Raw genomic sequence first — 16,388 nt, 5'->3', positions numbered from 1 at the left:
AAAACAGATAAATGCTATGAAAAAGAAGCTATTTTTCGGGTGGTTATTTCTCTGCGCGTGCTGTATGCTCGGGGGAAATGTTTCAGCCCAGTACAGTACGGATTTTTTCCTGACGGATATGCAGGATGAAGTAGTGAAAGAGCGGGTGCAGCAGTCGCTCACGAAATTGTTGACCGAGGTGAATATGGCACAGTTCGAGAGGAGGCAGCCGGAGTTGGTGGGATGCGGGTTGGATGGCGGTGCGGTGTCGGACGTGATGGCGTTGTGGAAGACGAGCCCGTTTCGGTGTGCGGAAACGGAGGTGATCGAGAAGTGTTTGCAGACGCCTTCCGGTTATCAGGTGCGCAATATCCCCTTGGTGATGGAGCCTTTGGACCCCGAGGCGTACGGGGACGACACCTATCAGGAGGCTGTCGTGAATTTCTCCCGTTCGGGGGAGATTACCGGGGTTTATTTCGCTATCGGGATGCATCTTTATAGCAAGGTGATTCGGAGTAATATCACGGTGACCGATCTGCGCCGCAGGCAGGTGATCCTCGATTTCGTGGAGAATTTCCGGACGGCGTACAACCGGAAAGACCTTGTGTTTCTTGATCAGGTGTTTAGCGACAATGCTTTGATCATCACGGGAAAAGTGGTCAAGTCGGTGAAGGGCGGCGATAACCCGTTCCGTTTGAATCACGACATCGAGTATAAACGCCAGACGAAACAGGAGTATATGGCGAATTTGCGGAACGTGTTCAATAGCAATAAGATGATCCGTGTCATTTTCGACGACATCAAGGTGGTGAAGCATCCCGCCAAGGAGCATTATTACGGGGTGACGTTGAAACAGGGGTTCACGTCCGACCGTTACCATGACGTGGGGTACGTTTTCCTGTTGATGGATTTCAAGGATGAAACGAACCCGATGATTCACGTGCGCACGTGGCAACCCGATAAGTACGAGGACGGTACGGATTTGCCCGCCGATAAGATTTTCTCCCTTTCGGATTTCGATGACGGGGAGTGAGCGGGTGTTTGCTTTTTGTCGGACAAGTGAACTTGTTACAGTCGTTTTATTTCATGAATGGTAGTGAAATAGAGATTTAAAATTATGAATATGAGATGTATGAAATTTTTATTGGTATTGGTGTTTTGCTGTGTCGGGCTTGCCCAATTACAGGCGCAGAAAAAGTTGGTGATTCAGCAACAAGAATCACGAACCTCGTTCTTTCCCGAGGAAGGGAAGGCTTGTGTCGAGTTTCTTTCGCCGCTGGAGGATTTGAATATTAAGTCTACTTTCGGGGAGCAGCCGGAGAAGAGCCTGAACGAGGACGGGTTGCACGTGTATCGTTTCGTGTTTGATTTGACGGACGAGATGAAGCGGACGTTGTATATCTCTGCCGAGGGTTTCGTGAGGGAGGAGTTGCGGTTGGTGATGTCGCCGAAGCAACGGTTGTATTACACGGTGTTCCCTCCCGACGAGAGTCCTTACCGTTGGGGTATGACGGCGGAGTATTTGTACTCGGGTACGGCATCTGTCGGCGGGCGTGTAGGTTTCGGGAAACGTTTCGGTTTTTACGGTTCTTTCAAGAAATCGAACGTGAAAGAGGAGGGATTCCGTATTGAGGAGATTACCGAGGAGTATGACACGAAAGGCTCGGTGGACAAGGGGTATATCCGGGAGAGTTATATTGCCGGCGTGAGCATGGGGCTTTATCGCTGGTGTTTTCTTCATTTGGGAGGCGGTTTCGGTAAATACGGTCGCCAGTGGGAGAGCAAGAGTGGTGAGCGTTACGTGAGTGACTTTCAGGAAGGTCCGGAGGTCGAATTGGGATTGAGTTTTCGGTTGGGGCATATTGTTCTGTCGGGGACGGCTAACGCCTTGATCGGTGACGATTTCATGTGTGATTATACCGCGGGTATAGGTTTCGTGATTAATTTCCAGAAAAAGAAGAAACGGTAGGGGTATTAAGTTAAAAATTTAGAGAGGATTATGATGAAAGCAAGAATATTTAAAGCGTTTGCCTTGTTGCTTTGGTTGGGGCTTTGGCAAACGGGTTGCTACCCGGATAAGTTTGACCCGGAGGGTGACGAGGTAGGACCGATTGCCACGTTGGATTTCTCGAATCCCAGCGTGGAGTTCAAGGCGGAGGCGGAGAGTCGCACGGTGATGGTGACGACGAATTACAAGACTTACCGGGTGGATGTGCCGGAAGAGGCGGCGACGTGGTGTCACGTGACGTCGGATGGTATGACGTTGTGTATCACGGTTGACGAGAACCCGTTCAACCGGGAACGCTCGGCGACAGTATCCGTGACCGTGGGAAAGGGAAGCAAGGAGTTGACGAAGACGGTTTCCGTGTTTCAGCTGGGAATGTTACCCCAGATAAGAATTTCAGATTCACGTTTGAACTTCGCGCAGAAAAATGCCGGGGAGAAGGAGTTGACGGTGACCACGAATCAAGACGAGTGGACGTACAATGTGGTGGGGGGGTGATGATGCTTGGTTCGAGGTAACCCGAAATGGTGATAAATTGAGCGTTGTGCCGCGGGGCGCAAATTCGGGTAAGGATTCCAGAAAGGGGTATATCAATTTGACATCTTCCAGCGTGTCGACAGACGTGACGGCATCTGGGGTGGTTGTCGTGGAACAATTGGGTACGGCTCCCGCGGTGTTGTTGTCGGAGGAGATGTTGTCTTTCTCTGCCGATGGCGGGGAGCATCGTGTTCAGGTGGTGACAAATCAACCTGATTGGCAACTTCATTTGCCGTTGATAGACTGGTACGAGGCTCGTGCCGAAGGGGACGAGGTGGTGATTTCCGTGAAGAAAAATACAGAAGGCAATGCCCGGAAATCCGAATTGACCGTTGCGTCGGGTACGGGAAATACTTTCGCTAATCTTTCGCTGGCGCAGTTGGGAACGGCTATTTCATTGGAGGTTTCGGCAGATTCACTTGTGGTTGAAGCCTCGGAATCATACACGACACTTCGGGTGACGACAAATGCCGACGAGTGGGAGGCTACCGTGACGGAAGGCTCGGGCTGGTGCGAGGTAATTAATGAGGCCAATTCGGTAATCGTTTACACGAAGGCTTATGATAATCCTACCGTGTCACGCAAGTGTATGATTAATTTTACAGCCGGTAATTTACAAAAGGAGGTACGTGTGATTCAATTACCGGCAATGACGTTGACTTTGAATCACGATACTTTACAGATGGCGCCTGTCAGCGAGAGCCGGGATGTGCTGGTGATTACGAATCAAAGTTCTTGGACATTCTCTGTAGCCCCGGAAATTGCGGAGTGGTGTAGTGCCAAGGCGAACGGTAATACCCTCACCGTGACAACGACTGCCAATAACGGAGAACCCCGTGAGGGAGAAATTATCGTGAGAGTTGGTGAGGAGGGGATGGAGAAGATTGTGGCGCTTACGGTTGTGCAGGAAGGCGTTTCGGATAGGGATTATTTAATGGCTTTTTGGAAGGCTGCGGGTGGAGAGCATTGGAATTATGGAGGACAATTTGCTCGTAGATGGGGAACCGATAAACCAATTTCCTCTTGGATGGGAGTGACGTGTAATGAAGATGGAAGAGTGATTAAACTGGATTTTAGGGATTTGGGTGTAGAATCTTTAAATTCGGCATTGGGAGGATTGACAGAATTGGAAGAAATATATGCTGATTATAATTGCAATCTTGTCGGAGAGATCCCTGTGGAGATTGGTAATTTGAAGAAGTTAAAGAGATTGAATTTGGGCCGTTCTCGTTGGGGTGGGAAAAATAATCTTACAGGAATCATACCCAGTGAGTTATGTTGTTTAACTGAATTAACTTATTTGAATTTGAATGGCAATGCCTTAAGTGGAGATATTCCGGTAGAAATAGGGAACTTGACGCAGTTGACAGAGCTTTATTTGGAGGGAAATAATTTGTCAGGGAAGATTCCAGCGGAGTTAGGGAATTTGTCTGAATTGGTCTGGTTGTACTTGCATAACAATAATTTGGAGGGAAATATTCCTGCTGAATTGGGAAATTTGTCGAATTTGGTTCACTTGAGTATGCACAATAACAATTTGACAGGGGAAGTGCCGAAAGAATTAGGCAAATTACATCTTCTTCAAACGACTAAATCTACTGATGTTTTAGGAAATACATTCTATTATTATGGACTGTCGATGTGTGGCAATCGCTTGACGGGAGTGTTCCCGATAGAGGTGATGGCATTGCCGCATTGGGATTCTTTTGTTCCGGATGAAGGTATTTTCCCCCAGCAGGAGGGGTACGGTTTCACGCTGGGCGGAGATGAAGATGAGCTTGGGGATGAGGTGTTTTGCGTGAATGGTGGTAATGATGCTTTTTCCGTGAAGGTTTCTTCTACAGGGAATTCTGTTGTAGATATTCCGGCTGAATATTCGTGGATAAGGAATATGACAATTGAGGAAACAGATACATTGCGATTTACTGTTGACGCGAATACCTCGGGAAGCTATCGTAAAGGATTCGTGACGGTTAAACGTAATTCAGGAGAATCTCGTGTGATTAGCGTGTACCAAGGTGTGGGTGATAGTCTTTATATTCATTTGAAGACGCCGGGAACGTTGAGGACATTGGTCGGAAAAGAGCGTATGACGACTACTTGCGGGGTGAAGTTGAGCGGAACATTGGGACAGGATGATTATGACGCCATGAAGTATTCCATGACAAAGTTGACAAGTATCGATATGGAAGAGGTGGAAGATACCAGTATTCCCGCTCGGGCTTTCTACGGGAAGAGTGCTTTCCGGTATATTGTGTTACCATCCCGACTGGAGGAGATTGGGGACAATGCTTTTTATGATTGCGGTTTTAAAGGGGAATTGAAACTTCCGGAAAGCGTGACGAAAATCGGGTATGCGGCTTTCCAGTCCTGTAATAATTTTACCGGGACTCTGGAATTGCCTGACGGGTTGAAGGAAGTAGGTGAATACGCTTTCGCGCAATGCACCGGTTTGCGTGGCGATTTGATTTTGCCTGATGGAATAGAGGTGATTAGCCGTAGGGCTTTTTATGGAAATTATTTTGACGGGAAATTGGTGTTGCCTGCCACTTGTGTTGAAATTGGAGAGTCGGCTTTTAATGGTTGCGAATCGTTAACAGGGGATGTAATTATTCCTGATGGGGTACGGATAATTGGCAAGGAAGCTTTTAATTATTGTACGAAAATTACGGGGGTGACTTTGTCTGCGGCGTTGGAAAAGATAGATGAGGGGGCATTCAATTATTGTATTAAGTTAGCCGGTAATCTGGTTGTTCCTTCTAACGTGAAATCGATTGGTGACAAGGCGTTTGCCGATTGTGCTTTCGAGGGAGCGTTGACTTTACCTTACGGTTTGGAAACTATAGGAATGGAGGCTTTTAGAGCTTGTTCTTTCACGGGGCAATTGAGTCTTCCGTCAACGCTTACACGAATCGGGAAAGGGGCGTTTTCATCTTGCTCAGGTTTCACGGGTAATTTGATTGTACCGAATGGAATAAAGGTGATTGAGGCTTCTGTGTTTTCCGATTGCAGGGGATTCAACGGGGCGTTGACTTTGCCTTCCGGTTTGGAAGAGATTGGAGATAACGCATTTTGGAGTTGTAAGTCCTTGTCCGGAGCTTTGGTGTTGCCTGCTTCGTTACGCGTGATAGGGGAAAATGCTTTTAGTTATTGTGACGCTTTCACGGGTAATTTGACTATTCCGGAAGGGGTGACTACGGTAAAGAGGTATGCCTTTGCTTGTAAAAGTATGGGGAATACGATAATTCTCCCGAGTACCTTGGTTTCATTGGGATATCAAGCTTTTTACGGGATGCCGGACATAAAGTACGTGCGTTGTAATCGGGCAGAACCTTTGGTTTTATCGCTTTCACCGTTCGCGAATGCGTCCGAGTGTACATTGATTGTGCCTAAAGGTTCTCTTGAAGCTTATAAAGCAGCTAATAAATGGAAGGAATTTGCCGTGATAGAAGAGGAATAAGTTTAATTTAATCGCAATTATGGAGAAAAGTATCGGAGATTTAATTAAGGAGGAATTGGAAAAACAGGAGCGGAGCATTAGTTGGTTTGCTCGTAAGTTGTCATGCGACCGTTCAAACGTTTATCGTTTGTTTCAAAAGGAAAGTATTGACACGACTCTGTTATTTCGGGTTTCCCTGCTTTTGAAACGGGACTTTTTTTCATACTTGTCCGAGCGGTTGAAAGAGAAAATGCAGTCGCAAGATTCGCAATAAAATCGTGTCATTCCCGCATCGTTATATTGCACGGGGAACTATGATTTTCTTGTATTTTTGAAAAAATATTAAAAAGAGCGTTGTTACAAGAACCTTATATTTAAAATTTAAAAATAGAAACTATGAAATCAATTAAAAGATTATTGTTACTAGTGGTAGTGGCAGCGGGTATGTCAAGCTGTGCGTCTTTGTCAAGTCAAGCCGGAATGGGAGCTATTTACATGGATGTGCAAACAGGTGAACACGTGACATCCAATCCGCTGGGCTCAAAGGTAGGAACTGCTTCCGTGAACAATATTTTGGGCGTGTATCTGTCGGGAGATGCTTCTATTCAAGCCGCTGCCAAGTCTGCCGGAATCAAGAAAATCAGCCACGTGGACAGCCAGAAAAAGAGTATTTTGGGAATTTTCAGTACTTACAAGGTGATGGTTTACGGGGAGTAAACGGAAGATTTAATTGAAACAGGTAATGGAGGTGTGTTTCGACACACCTCCAGTTTATAAAGTTCATAAAGTCGAGCCTTCGGCTCCTAAAGTTTATAAAGTCAATTGATATAATATCAGACATTTACAAAAAAAATAACAGACCTTTTGACCTTACGGACTTTATGAACTTTACAGACCCGAGGTGTGTTTTGACATCGCTTTCTCTTTATATTATAGTTATGAGAAGATTGTTTTTGGTGTTTGTATTGTTCATGGCTTTGCCGCTGGGAGCCCAGAATCTGAAAGGTTTCTACGTGCAGAAAATACATCCGGATGGATTGCTTTATTTCGTGTATCCCCAAAAAATGGCGGAGATGCAAGGGAATATGAAATTGTGTCGCGGGTCTTTGTTGTATGATTATACTTATTTGGATGCAAGGGATTCTGTGACATTATTGATTACGGTGGAAACGAACGCAGTTTTCAGTACGGATTCTTTATTCGTGGATCTCCCGGATGGTTCGAGGTATGCTTGTGCCGTGGAAATGATTTATTGCGAACCGCGTAAAAATGCTTGGAGATGTCGTGCGCGTTGTATGTTGACTTATGACGTGTGGGTGCGAATGTATAAAGAGCAACCCTTCACGCTGACACTATTCTCGATAAAGGATAATGTCGGTTTATGCTTTAGGGACAAAGCGGGGACGTGGTCAAAAGTTTGTGCCCGTTTTAGGCGGTTGCAGGAGATGATTCGTTTGAACCGAAAAAGTTAGTGTTGCAACTCTCGTTTAGTTGTGCTATCTTTGCAGGCTCAAAATCATGATTAGATGAAATATACCCTTTTAGCGAAAGACAAGAATAGTGAGGCACGATGCGGTGTGTTGACCACGGATCATGGGAATATCGAAACTCCGATTTTTATGCCCGTGGGCACGGTGGGAACCGTGAAGGCCGTGCATGCAAGGGAATTGAAGGAAGATATTAAAGCCCAAATTATTCTGGGAAACACGTATCACTTGTATCTGCGTCCGGGCACGGGTATATTGGAAGCTGCCGGCGGCTTGCACAAGTTTAATTCTTGGGATGGTCCGATCCTCACGGATAGTGGCGGTTTTCAAGTATTTTCTTTGGGTAATTGCCGGAAAATCACGGAAGAGGGAGTTGTATTTCGTTCGCATATAGATGGTTCGAAGCATTTATTCACGCCGGAAAACGTGATGGATATCCAGCGAAAGATCGGGGCGGATATCGTGATGGCGTTTGACGAGTGTCCCCCGGGACAGAGTGATTACGGGTACGCGAAAAAGTCGTTGGAACTCACGCAGCGTTGGTTGGAAAGATGCGTGCGGCAGTTTGACGCAACGGAACCCTTGTACGGGTATCACCAGTCACTTTTTCCTATCGTGCAGGGATGCGTGTATAAAGATTTACGGGAACGTGCAGCGGAGCATGCCGTGGCTTTGGGACGGGAAGGTTACGCAATCGGGGGATTGGCCGTCGGGGAAGAGGCGGAAACCATGTACGAGATGATTCAGGTAGTCAATCGGATTTTGCCGCAAGATAAGCCCCGTTATCTCATGGGCGTGGGAACGCCGGAAAATATTCTGGAAGCGATTTCCCTTGGAGTGGATATGTTCGATTGCGTGATGCCGACGCGTAACGGTAGGAACGGGATGTTGTTCACGACAGAAGGGGTTATCAATATAAAGAACAAGAAATGGGAGAATGATTTCAGTCCTATCGATCCCGCCGGGTTGAGTTTCGCGGATACCGATTACTCGAAAGCTTATTTGCGACATTTAATAAAAGCGGATGAAATTTTAGGCTTACAAATTTGCTCGATCCATAATTTGTCATTTTATTTGTGGTTGGTGCGGGAAGCACGCCGACATATACAGGCAGGGGATTTTGTAGAGTGGAAAACGAGAACGATTAAAAAAGTTACAAGAAGATTGTAGTGCCGCGAGGTACATGTGAAAATGAAAAAAATAGACATCTATATTATCCGGAAATTCTTGGGTACCTTCTTTTTCTCGATGGTGCTAATCTTGAGTATTGTGATTGTTTTCGATCTCTCGGAACGTTTGGAGAAATTCCTTGAAAAAGAAGCCCCGGCAGGGGAGATTATTTTCGATTATTACGTGAATTTCGTGCCTTATTTCGCTAATATGTTCTCCGCCTTGTTCACGTTTATATCCGTGATCTTTTTCACCTCGAAGATGGCGTACAACAGTGAGATTATCGCTATTCTGAGTACGGGAATCAGTTTCCGGCGTATGGTGCGCCCGTACATGATTTCGGCGGGGGTAATTGCCGGTCTGTCCCTCTTGTTGAGCGCGTTCATTATACCTAATGCCAATAGAAAACGGATTGCTTTTTCTGAAAAATATATCTGGAAACCTTATAATTTCAAGGAAAGTGATATTCACCAGCAGGTGGCGCCCGGTGAGTTTATTTACATGAGCGGGTTCAGTATATATGCCAAACGGGGAGATAATTTCACGTACGAGGTGTTCAAGGACGACACGCTGGTCAGCAAATTGTCCGCGAATTCTATCGTGTGGAATGATAAAAAAGAAAAATGGACTATCAAAAATTGGGTTTTACGGGAATTTGACGGGACGAATGAAACTTATACTGTCGGGAAAGAAGATATCGATACCGTATTGAATTTCAGTGTAAAAGAATTTACTGAAGACCCGAAGAAAATCAAGGAACGTCTGACATTGCCGGAGTTGGACGAGTATATAGCCCGTCAAAAATTGCGGGGGAGCAGTAACGTGGTGGAATACCAGATCGAAAAGTACAAGATGTTTTCGGGTGCTTTTTCCACTTTTATATTGACGTTAATCGGCGTGTGTATAGCCTCTCGAAAAATACGGGGAGGAATGGGATTCCACTTGGGATTAGGTTTATTAATCAGTTTCTCGTACATTTTATTCATGCAATTTTCAACAGTTTTTGCAACCAATGGAAACATGAATCCGTTATTAGCTGTATGGATACCGAATATCCTGTTCTCTGTGGTGGCGTTTTTCGTTTATAGGGCGGCACCGAAGTAATTGAAAATTGAATACGGGCATCGGCTCGCGTGATTGATATAAAATCAAAAATTAAATTGAGATTTAGAACATGAGTAGGGAAACTAAAAGACCTAGAATTACTAGACCGATAGGGAATCGTGATGAGAATCGTCGGGACAGAACACAGAATTTCGAAAACCGTGAGGGTGGAGAAAGAGAATTCAGAAGACCTAGCCGTTTTAACGCGGAACGGTCTGACCGTGAACGTGGATATAATGGTATCCGTGATTTGAATAAGGAAAGAGAAAGAGAACAATCCGGGGATTCCGACAACGGGAATCGTTATCGTCGGGAGACGGATGGAAACCGGGAAAGAGGAACACGTGAAGGCAATCGTTTCGAGAATCGGGATAACAATAACCGTGCTCCGAGAAGATCTTTTGATCGGGATAACCGGGATAACCGGATTAACCGGGACAATCGTGATAACCGGGAAAGACGGGAGTATCGTGATAACCGGGATAGTCGAGATGATCGTGAAAGACGGGAATATCGTGATAATTACCGTAATTCAGACCGAGAAGAACGTCGTGAAAGACGTCCGCAAGATCAGGATAGAAACAGAGAAAATCGATTCCAAGACAGAAATCGTGACGCGTACCGGAGAGATGATCGTCGGGAGCAGGGAAATCGGGATGATCGAGGAGAGCGTCGCGAACGGTTTTCCGAGCGTCCCAAGAGATCGTTTGATAACGAGGAGGCATCCAGAAGTGTATACAGCAAGAAAAAGCAAATCGAGTTTCGCAAGAAAAACGAGGGACAGGAAACAGAACTGCGCTTAAACCGTTATATTGCCAAAGGAGGTGTTTGTTCCAGACGTGATGCGGATGTTTTGATTACTACCGGACGAGTGAAGGTGAACGGTGAGATTGTACAGCAGGTAGGTGTGAAAGTGAAACGAACGGATAAAGTTGAGGTCGATGATCAAGTGATTGTTCCGGAGCGCAAAGTATATCTTGTGTTGAATAAACCGAAAGATTACGTGACCACGGTGGAAGATCCCTTGGAGCGTAAAACCGTGATGTCGTTGATCGATGGAGCTTGCAAAGAACGGGTTTACCCGGTTGGGCGCTTGGACCGTCAGACCACGGGAGTGTTACTTTTCACGAATGATGGTGATTTGGCTAAAAAATTAACGCATCCCAAGTATAACCAGAAGAAGATTTATCACGTATTCTTGGATAAGGTGGTAAAAACCGGAGATTTGGATGCCATACGGAAAGGTATTGACCTTGAAGACGGTTTTATTAAAGCCGATGAAGTTATGGTGTCTGCTGACGATAAGACTCAGGTCGGGATTGAGATTCATTCCGGTCGGAATCGAATCGTTCGCCGGATATTCGAGCATCTGGGGTACCAGATTCTCCGGTTGGATAGGGTATTTTTCGCCGGGATCACGAAGAAAAATTTGCCGCGGGGACGTTGGCGATTTTTAACGCCGGAAGAGGTGAACGTATTAAAAGCATATTAAAAAAGTTTTCTTTTTAATATATTTCTATTACCTTCGCGGATGTCCACCTTTAAGGAATGGTAATCCGCGAAGGTTTTTATTTTATACTAATAATGATATGGTTGCTTTTATAACAAATGGTCTTTACAGAATGAGGACATTGCATTCATTTTCTTACACGCCTAGATGGATTGTATTCCTGATAGACGTGGCGTTGTGCATAATGGCTGTGAGTGTTGCCTATCTGATCTGGGTTAATTTCCAAATTGACCGGATGAGGTTGGATTTTGTTCTGAACGGAGCCCTCGTGATCGTGGGAGTCCGGGTTATCAGTTTCGTGTTGGGGCGTACTTATTCCGGCATAGTGCGTTTCTCGGGAACAGAGGATGCTTTGCGCATCTATTACGTCTTGACAGCGGGAGAGATCGCTCTTTTGATGGGAGACGGTATCTATTTTCTAGTGTTTGGCGAGACTTATATCCCTTTGTCGGTGCTTCTTACCGAGTACGTGGGATTGACAAGCGTGATGGTGATGAGTCGTGCGATCGTGAAAAAAATCTTTTCCCAGTACGTCGGGGCCGAGCGCACGAAAAAGAACGTGATTATTTGTGGTAGTGACGAGTACGGGATTATGGCAAAGCATGCCATGGATAACGTGGAAGATGCCACTTATAACGTGTTGGCTTTTATTGACGTGAACAATCGCAAGGCGGGGAAAGTACTTGAAGGAGTCAAAATATACAAGATGTCCGCTTTGCCCGGGTTGTTGAAACGTCACCGGGTAGATAAAGTGGTGATCGCCAAAAAACAGATTTCGGCTGATAAAAAGCGAGAGATCGTGGAAACTTGTTTGACCGCGAATGTCAACGTGCTTGAGGTACCTCGTTTCGAGAGTTGGATAAACGGGGAATTGAGCATGCGGCATATTAAAAATATAAAGATCGAGGATTTACTCGAGCGTGAAGTGATCCACATGGACGAGATGAATTTGCGTAAACAATTATTGAACAAGGTCGTATTGGTAACGGGTGCGGCAGGTTCAATCGGTAGTGAAATCGTGCGACAGTTGACTCATTTCAACCCGGCGATGATCGTGTTGTTCGATCAAGCCGAATCTGCTCTTTATGATATTGAATTGGAATTAAAGGAAGAATGTGGTTTTACCGATTACAAGATCGAGATCGGTGATGTTCGTGACCAGAGTCGGGTAGAAGGTATATTCAAAACATACAGACCTAATATAGTGTATCACGCGGCGGCTTACAAGCATGTCCCGATGATGGAAAAACACCCGATCGAAGGTGTGAAAACCAATATTCTGGGAACGAAAAACGTGGCTGATTGTGCTGTCAAATATGATTGCCAACGTTTCGTGATGATCTCTACCGATAAAGCGGTGAATCCTACCAATGTCATGGGTGCCAGCAAGCGTATCGCGGAAATCTATACACAATCTTTAAATCGAATAGCGAATACACGTTTTATCACGACGCGTTTCGGAAATGTTTTAGGCTCCAATGGTTCGGTTATCCCTCGTTTCAAAAAGCAGATAGAGGCCGGGGGACCGGTTACGGTAACTCATCCCGAGATTACCCGTTTCTTTATGACTATCCCGGAGGCTTGCCAGTTGGTACTTCAAGCCGGGGCATTGGGTAACGGTGGTGAAATATTCGTGTTCGACATGGGTAAGAGTGTCAAAATCGTTGATTTGGCGCGGAAGATGATTAAACTTTCCGGTTACGAGATAGGTAAAGATATTCATATCGTGTTCACGGGCTTGCGTCCGGGTGAAAAGTTGTACGAGGAAGTACTTAACGTGAAAGAAACTACTTTGCCTACCGTGCACGAGAGAATCAAGATTGCTAAAGTGCGTGAATATAATTATAATGAAGTTGTCGATTCGATCAAAGCTCTTGATATCGCTTTGCAAACGAGGGATAACTTTGCCGTGGTAAAACAAATGAAATGTATCGTTCCCGAGTTTAAATCCAAGAACTCTACTTATGAGTCCATTGATTTCCAAATGGAAGAAGAGGGAGTTCAACACCACATGCAGGAGGTGCTGGATAAAATTCAGGTGACTGAAAATTTAGAAGTGAGAGAATAATGGAGCAGACGAATTGGTATGCTATATATACCGCTTCTCGGGCGGAAAAACGTGTAAAAAAACGACTTGATGAAGCCGGAATCGTGTATTATATCCCTTCGCGTATGGTGGAGTGGAATTCGGATAATCAGGTAAAACGGGTGGAAGTTCCTCTGTTTAGCAATTGTGTATTCGTGCGGCTTACACGTTCCGAGTTTTCCAAAATTCAAGACATTACCGGCATAATATCTTTTTTACGAGAGGGCGAAACCCCTGTCGTGTATTCCGAGCAACAGATTACATCCTTGCGTCTTTTAAATGATCACGCGGAGGAAATAGATGTTGTTGAAGGTGATATTCCGGTTACTTCTCCCGTTCGTGTCATTCAAGGTAAACTTTTAGGACTTGAGGGAGAATTGCTTGATGAGTCGGGCGTGTGCCGGGTTTTGGTTCGATTGCCCCGGGTTGGTAATGTAATTGCTGCCGTGTCACAGGATAGTGTGGTTCGTTTGTGAAGGAAGATTTTGAGATTTTCGGGTATTTGGGGTGAAAAGGTCTATTATTCAATTATACGAGGATGGATTTAGAAAGATTGTTCCTTCCGGGAGAACACCGATGTTTTTTGCAAAAAGTTTTCCGATAAAATACTTACTCGCTATCTCGTTTATACAAAGGAATTTCGTGAAGAAGAGCAAATTATTTATCTTCCCATGTATATGACTCAATTCCTCTATAGGTTTACATTTTGGTAAATTCTATTGAGAGTTATTTTGTTTGTTATTTTTGTGTGGTGCTATTTTTAGTTATGAATTTATGGTAGATTGTTATTTTGGAATATGGGATAAATTGTAATGGTGGAATAGAGTTACAATCTACGATGATTTGAGAGAAAGGTTTGTTTAAACTGTTAATTTTTATACCTTTGAAAATTCAAATAATGCTTCTTTTATAGATATGCTTATTTGATAAATTGTAGTTTAAATTGTTTAGAATAAGCTTGATTTATTTAGAGATTAATTATATAAATAGTGATGGAAAATACAAATAAATTGAAAGGGATTGAGCCTTTAGTTATGTTTGAAAAAGTATGGAATAGTAAGAAAAAACTTTTGCTTATCCTATGTATAGGATGGGGTGTTGGGATGATTATTTCTTGGAGTATTCCTACAGCTTACACGACTATTGTGAAGATTGTACCGGATAAATCAACAATTGAAAACAGTAATTTTATTTCAGATATAGTAAAAAGTAGACCTTTTTTGTTAGATTTTTGGGATTTCAAGGTAACTAGATTAAATGGTGATTCTTCAATCATGTTACGTGATTATATCTTGAAAGAGCAAAAATTTCCTTGGTGGAAAGGAATTGTGGATATACCTTCAAAAATTCGCAAATGGAAACAGGGAGAACCACTGTATGTTGATACTGTGAATTTGTTTCGTCTTGCTCCGGAGCAGATGACTTTTGTTTCAAGAATGAGTGAGAATATTAAGGTCCAAATGGATAAACGTAATGGAGTCATGAATTTGAGCGTTGTGATGCAAGATCCAATGATTTCGGCTGTAATCGCAAATGAAATATTTAAAGATATGCAAGAATTGGTTCGTGAAAAAAAGACATATAAAGCAAATGCTGATGTGCAATTTTACGAACAGTTACTTTTAAAAACTCGTGCAAATTATGAGAGTAAACAGCGAGAGTTAGAGGATTATATTGCTTCTCATGAAAAAAAGAAATCTACAATTTCGGCTTTGGAAGAAGCCTTTTTAAAACAAGAATTTGAATCGATGTATAAGCCGTATGTTTCAATGATGGAAGAGGTTGATAAAGCAAAAATGAAAGCGCAGGAGGAATCACCTACGTTTGCCGTTATAGAACCGGCTTCGGTTCCTACTTATCCGAGTGAGCCTCGAAGTTTATTAATTATTTTTGGCAGTATATTTTTCTTTGGTTTTTGCGGTGTAATCGGTTTGTTGCTCAAAGGGATGTTTAGATGAAAAATGCGCTCTCTTTTAATGGATTGTATAATGTCTTTTTTGTCTTAGGTTTCTATGTTTTTACCTATGCCACAAATATATATATAGTATTTGCATGTTGCGTTTTGTTTTGTCTGTTTTTGGCTTCAACAAAAGAACATAGAAAAATGCTATACTTGTATATATTTACATCAATTTTGATGGGTGTTTTTTATTTTGTAATTCATGATGGGGGAGCGGCTTATCGTATATTTAAGACATTAACATTAGTTTGGCTTACACTTTTTCTTCCAATAATAAATGATTTGAAAATTAGTAAGCTGCTTCATTATTTTCTTTTAGGCAATGCCTTGTTGATTTATATTGATGTATTTTTATATAATGTATTTGGGTTTTCTTTGACAGCAGGAGTGGAAACTTACGGATTCATGCGTTTTTCGGGTATAATAGAGGACTCGAATTTTTTTTCATATATGTTGTTTTGTTATATTTATTATTTGAAGGTAACAACAGGGAAGTATAATTTCTTTTTAATCGGGGCAGTTTTGCTTTCTCTCTCTCTTTCCTTGATTATAACAATGGTTGGAGTATTTTTCCTTTTGCAAATAAAAAGTTTGTGGAAATTACCTACGGTATATATAAAAATATGGGGTGGAATTGTTGCGGGGATGTTTTTTTTGTTGTATTACGGACTTTTATTTGTGTTGACAACTGTTAGGGATATTGATACCACGAATGATTATATGGCGGAAAAATTGGTGTCGTTGTCTTTGCGGTTTGAAAGTCAATTGGAGGCCTTTGATGCATTAGCTGTTGATCATGATTATTGGTGGGGAATAGGTGCAGGGAAAACGCGTGAAATTACAACGAAAGAAATGAATTTGCATAATTCTTATCTTCAAATGTTGTTGGAAATGGGAATAAATTGTTTATTGATCGTGTTTGTTTTTGGAATGTGGTGTTATTACTATTTAGATAAACATTTTGTATTGCTGTTTGTTGCATTGTTTTTATTAGGTAATGTTTTAGAGGTTTTTTATTTCCCGCTATTGTCTTTTATTCTATTTTTGTCGTTGATTTATAGTAATAAAGAAAAGAAAGATTGTTTAGCAACAGAATACGCATAAATTTGTA

At 43.2% G+C, this 16,388-nt stretch carries 14 protein-coding genes; all 14 read left to right on the top strand.

All coding sequences use genetic code 11. The annotated features are described in order from the left end of the window. Nucleotides 1–16: 16 nt before the first annotated feature. The 14 genes from L0M98_RS11015 (at nucleotide 17) to L0M98_RS10950 (ending at nucleotide 16,381) form a co-directional block, all read left to right on the top strand. On the top strand, nucleotides 17–1,012 hold the full coding sequence (locus tag L0M98_RS11015; RefSeq protein WP_099293647.1) for a hypothetical protein: 996 nt from the start codon (nucleotides 17–19) through the stop codon (nucleotides 1,010–1,012). A 99-nt stretch (nucleotides 1,013–1,111) separates the two neighbouring features. After that, nucleotides 1,112–1,948, top strand: coding sequence for a hypothetical protein (locus L0M98_RS11010; RefSeq protein ID WP_227215893.1), 837 nt, complete (start codon nucleotides 1,112–1,114; stop codon nucleotides 1,946–1,948). Nucleotides 1,949–1,978: 30 nt separating this feature from the next. Next, nucleotides 1,979–2,482, top strand: coding sequence for a BACON domain-containing protein (locus tag L0M98_RS11005; protein WP_227215892.1), 504 nt, complete (start codon nucleotides 1,979–1,981; stop codon nucleotides 2,480–2,482). Continuing rightward, the gene (locus L0M98_RS11000) at nucleotides 2,466–5,981 is read left to right on the top strand and encodes a leucine-rich repeat protein (RefSeq protein ID WP_227215891.1); all 3,516 of its coding nucleotides are present in this window, start codon (nucleotides 2,466–2,468) and stop codon (nucleotides 5,979–5,981) included. Before L0M98_RS11005 ends, L0M98_RS11000 begins: the two co-directional genes overlap by 17 nt. A gap of 19 nt (nucleotides 5,982–6,000) precedes the next feature. Then, on the top strand, nucleotides 6,001–6,234 hold the full coding sequence (locus L0M98_RS10995) for a hypothetical protein (protein ID WP_099293641.1): 234 nt from the start codon (nucleotides 6,001–6,003) through the stop codon (nucleotides 6,232–6,234). A gap of 122 nt (nucleotides 6,235–6,356) precedes the next feature. Continuing rightward, complete coding sequence (locus L0M98_RS10990; protein ID WP_227215890.1) at nucleotides 6,357–6,677, top strand: TRL-like family protein; 321 nt, start codon at nucleotides 6,357–6,359, stop codon at nucleotides 6,675–6,677. Between the two features lie 221 nt (nucleotides 6,678–6,898). Next, on the top strand, nucleotides 6,899–7,432 hold the full coding sequence (locus L0M98_RS10985) for a hypothetical protein (protein WP_227215889.1): 534 nt from the start codon (nucleotides 6,899–6,901) through the stop codon (nucleotides 7,430–7,432). Nucleotides 7,433–7,486: 54 nt separating this feature from the next. Further along, complete coding sequence (tgt, locus tag L0M98_RS10980; protein WP_227215888.1) at nucleotides 7,487–8,617, top strand: tRNA guanosine(34) transglycosylase Tgt; 1,131 nt, start codon at nucleotides 7,487–7,489, stop codon at nucleotides 8,615–8,617. Nucleotides 8,618–8,638: 21 nt separating this feature from the next. After that, on the top strand, nucleotides 8,639–9,721 hold the full coding sequence (locus tag L0M98_RS10975; RefSeq protein ID WP_227215887.1) for an LptF/LptG family permease: 1,083 nt from the start codon (nucleotides 8,639–8,641) through the stop codon (nucleotides 9,719–9,721). A gap of 70 nt (nucleotides 9,722–9,791) precedes the next feature. Next, complete coding sequence (locus tag L0M98_RS10970) at nucleotides 9,792–11,213, top strand: pseudouridine synthase (RefSeq protein ID WP_227215886.1); 1,422 nt, start codon at nucleotides 9,792–9,794, stop codon at nucleotides 11,211–11,213. A 130-nt stretch (nucleotides 11,214–11,343) separates the two neighbouring features. Continuing rightward, nucleotides 11,344–13,299 (top strand): polysaccharide biosynthesis protein, encoded by a 1,956-nt coding sequence (locus tag L0M98_RS10965; protein ID WP_227215885.1) that lies wholly within the window; start codon nucleotides 11,344–11,346, stop codon nucleotides 13,297–13,299. Then, the gene (locus L0M98_RS10960) at nucleotides 13,299–13,793 is read left to right on the top strand and encodes a UpxY family transcription antiterminator (RefSeq protein WP_227215884.1); all 495 of its coding nucleotides are present in this window, start codon (nucleotides 13,299–13,301) and stop codon (nucleotides 13,791–13,793) included. Before L0M98_RS10965 ends, L0M98_RS10960 begins: the two co-directional genes overlap by 1 nt. Before the next feature lie 516 nt (nucleotides 13,794–14,309). Further along, entirely contained in the window at nucleotides 14,310–15,275 is a 966-nt protein-coding gene (locus L0M98_RS10955) for a hypothetical protein (protein ID WP_227215883.1), read from the top strand. Beyond that, complete coding sequence (locus tag L0M98_RS10950; protein ID WP_227215882.1) at nucleotides 15,272–16,381, top strand: hypothetical protein; 1,110 nt, start codon at nucleotides 15,272–15,274, stop codon at nucleotides 16,379–16,381. Before L0M98_RS10955 ends, L0M98_RS10950 begins: the two co-directional genes overlap by 4 nt. Nucleotides 16,382–16,388 lie beyond the last annotated feature (7 nt).

The sequence above is a fragment of the Butyricimonas sp. DFI.6.44 genome (assembly GCF_022132345.1).
Classification (GTDB): domain Bacteria; phylum Bacteroidota; class Bacteroidia; order Bacteroidales; family Marinifilaceae; genus Butyricimonas; species Butyricimonas muris.
The sequence above is the reverse complement of the archived record's forward strand: the minus strand, read 5'-3'. Positions and strand labels throughout refer to the sequence as shown.

Coding starts and splice junctions, on each gene's coding strand:
- L0M98_RS11015 (WP_099293647.1), top strand. CDS start 17: ATGAAAAAGAAGCTATTTTTCGGGTGGTTATTTCTCTGCGCGTGCTGT.
- L0M98_RS11010 (WP_227215893.1), top strand. CDS start 1,112: ATGAAATTTTTATTGGTATTGGTGTTTTGCTGTGTCGGGCTTGCCCAA.
- L0M98_RS11005 (WP_227215892.1), top strand. CDS start 1,979: ATGATGAAAGCAAGAATATTTAAAGCGTTTGCCTTGTTGCTTTGGTTG.
- L0M98_RS11000 (WP_227215891.1), top strand. CDS start 2,466: ATGTGGTGGGGGGGTGATGATGCTTGGTTCGAGGTAACCCGAAATGGT.
- L0M98_RS10995 (WP_099293641.1), top strand. CDS start 6,001: ATGGAGAAAAGTATCGGAGATTTAATTAAGGAGGAATTGGAAAAACAG.
- L0M98_RS10990 (WP_227215890.1), top strand. CDS start 6,357: ATGAAATCAATTAAAAGATTATTGTTACTAGTGGTAGTGGCAGCGGGT.
- L0M98_RS10985 (WP_227215889.1), top strand. CDS start 6,899: ATGAGAAGATTGTTTTTGGTGTTTGTATTGTTCATGGCTTTGCCGCTG.
- tgt (WP_227215888.1), top strand. CDS start 7,487: ATGAAATATACCCTTTTAGCGAAAGACAAGAATAGTGAGGCACGATGC.
- L0M98_RS10975 (WP_227215887.1), top strand. CDS start 8,639: ATGAAAAAAATAGACATCTATATTATCCGGAAATTCTTGGGTACCTTC.
- L0M98_RS10970 (WP_227215886.1), top strand. CDS start 9,792: ATGAGTAGGGAAACTAAAAGACCTAGAATTACTAGACCGATAGGGAAT.
- L0M98_RS10965 (WP_227215885.1), top strand. CDS start 11,344: ATGAGGACATTGCATTCATTTTCTTACACGCCTAGATGGATTGTATTC.
- L0M98_RS10960 (WP_227215884.1), top strand. CDS start 13,299: ATGGAGCAGACGAATTGGTATGCTATATATACCGCTTCTCGGGCGGAA.
- L0M98_RS10955 (WP_227215883.1), top strand. CDS start 14,310: ATGGAAAATACAAATAAATTGAAAGGGATTGAGCCTTTAGTTATGTTT.
- L0M98_RS10950 (WP_227215882.1), top strand. CDS start 15,272: ATGAAAAATGCGCTCTCTTTTAATGGATTGTATAATGTCTTTTTTGTC.